Source organism: Variovorax sp. 01T439_2, assembly GCF_056398445.1.
In genome coordinates this window covers 1-1,669 of record NZ_JBFTPJ010001130.1, presented here as the reverse complement: position 1 = coordinate 1,669, position 1,669 = coordinate 1, and the positions used below count along the sequence as shown (strand labels likewise).

3 protein-coding genes are annotated in these 1,669 nt (G+C 68.7%); all 3 read left to right on the top strand.

Going from position 1 to position 1,669, the window contains the following annotated elements; all coding sequences use genetic code 11:
- Positions 1–372, top strand: a 372-nt coding sequence (locus tag AC1DOC_RS32725; protein ID WP_478131446.1) for an acyl-CoA dehydrogenase family protein, incomplete at its 5' end; no start/stop codon positions are given.
- Positions 369–1,130 carry an enoyl-CoA hydratase/isomerase family protein gene (locus AC1DOC_RS32720; RefSeq protein WP_478081520.1) on the top strand — a complete coding sequence of 254 codons (762 nt, stop codon included), beginning with the start codon at positions 369–371 and terminating at the stop codon, positions 1,128–1,130. The genes AC1DOC_RS32725 and AC1DOC_RS32720, both read left to right, overlap by 4 nt.
- A gap of 1 nt (position 1,131) precedes the next feature.
- On the top strand, positions 1,132–1,669 hold a 538-nt coding region (locus AC1DOC_RS32715), incomplete at its 3' end, for a CoA-binding protein (RefSeq protein WP_478131445.1).

Sequence of the window (1,669 nt, the reverse complement as noted above, 5' to 3'; positions counted from 1 at the left end):
GGCGTGGCGCTTGCGAGCTTCCAGGTGCTGCGCCATCGCGTGGCCGACATGTACGTGAAGTACCTGGGCGCCAAGGGCCTGGTGATCCACTGCTTCCATGCCTGGGAGCAGAACGCGGCCGACCTGCGCCGCACGCTGCGCCTGGCCAAGGTGTCGCTGGCCGAGTCGGCGCGCGCCTGCGCCGAAGCGGCCATCCAGATGCACGGCGGCATGGGCGTGAGCGAGGAGGTGCTGGCCACCCGCACGGCGCAGCGCCTGATCGCCTCCGAGTTCCGCTACGGCGACCGGCTGCTGCACGCCGCGCTGCTGCTGGCGCCGCATGAGCCCGCGCCGCAAGTTTCTTTTTCCAACCAAGCTGGGAGTGTGCGATGAGCATCGAACTGGAAGTTTCCGAATACATCGCCGTCGTCCGGCTCGACAAGCCGCCGGTCAATGCGCTGGACCGTGCCACGCGCCGCCGCCTGATCGAGATCTTCGACGAGGTCTCCGAGCGCGCCGACGTGCGCGTCGCGATCCTCACGGGCACCGGCAAGTTCTTCTGCTCCGGCGCGGACCTCAAGGACCGGCCCGATGCGCAGAAGACCGGCGACTTCCTCGACCACAACCGCTGGACGCGCGAAACGGGCAATGCGATCCGCGAATGCGCCAAGCCCGTGATCGCGGCCGTCAACGGCCCGGCGCTGGGCGCCGGCTTCGGCCTCATGGCGGCCTGCGACATCTTCCTGGCGAGCGAGGACGCCACCTTCGCCATGCCCGAGATCAACGTCGGCCTGGCCGGCGGCGTCTCGATGCTGCGCACCATGTTCGGCCGCTCGTTCACGCGCCGCATGTTCTTCACCGGCATGAAGGTGCCCGCCGCCGAGCTGTACCGCCGCGGCGTGCTCGACGAGGTGGTGCCCGGCGATCGGCTGATGCCGCTGGCCATGGAGATCGCGCAGGAGATCGCCTCGAAGGCGCCGCTCGCCGTCGCCTATGCGAAGCAGGCGGCCAACATGATGGACCTGATGCCGCAGCGCGACGGCTACCGCTTCGAGCAGAACATCACGATGGCGCTGGCCAAGACCGAGGATGCGCAGGAGGCCCGCAAGGCCTTCCTCGAAAAGCGCAAGCCTGTCTACAAAGGTCGTTGAGATGCAGGCAACGCAAGTGGGCCACGGCCTCGACGCGCTGTTCAAGCCGCGCTCGATCGCGATCTTCGGCGCCTCCGACGACGTCACCAAGATCGGTGGCCGGCCGCTGCAGTTCCTGCAGAAGTACGGCTATGGGGGCGGCATCTATCCGATCAACCGCAAGGGCGGCCTGGTGCAGTCGCTGCAGGCTTATGCGAGTGTGGCGGAACTGCCCGAGGTGCCCGAGCTCGCAGTGATTGCGGTGCCGCCCGCGGGCGTGCTCGACGCGGTGCAGGACTGCGCGCAGCGCGGCGTGAAGGCCGCGGTCATCCTGTCCGCAGGTTTCTCCGAAATGGGCGAGGAGGGCAGCCGCCTGCAGGCGCGCATCGGCGAGGTGGCGCGCGCCAGCGGCATGCGCATCGTCGGCCCCAACTGCCTGGGCGCGATCGGCGTGCCGGACAAGAGCATCGCCACTTTCTCGGTGGCGCTGGAATCGTCCTTTCCCGCGGCGGGCTCGGTCGGCATCGTCTCGCAGAGCGGCAATCTCGGCAGCTTCACCC

Bases quoted from the DNA above. Each gene is read 5' to 3' on its own strand.
- AC1DOC_RS32720 (WP_478081520.1), top strand. From the start codon at position 369: ATGAGCATCGAACTGGAAGTTTCCGAATACATCGCCGTCGTCCGGCTC.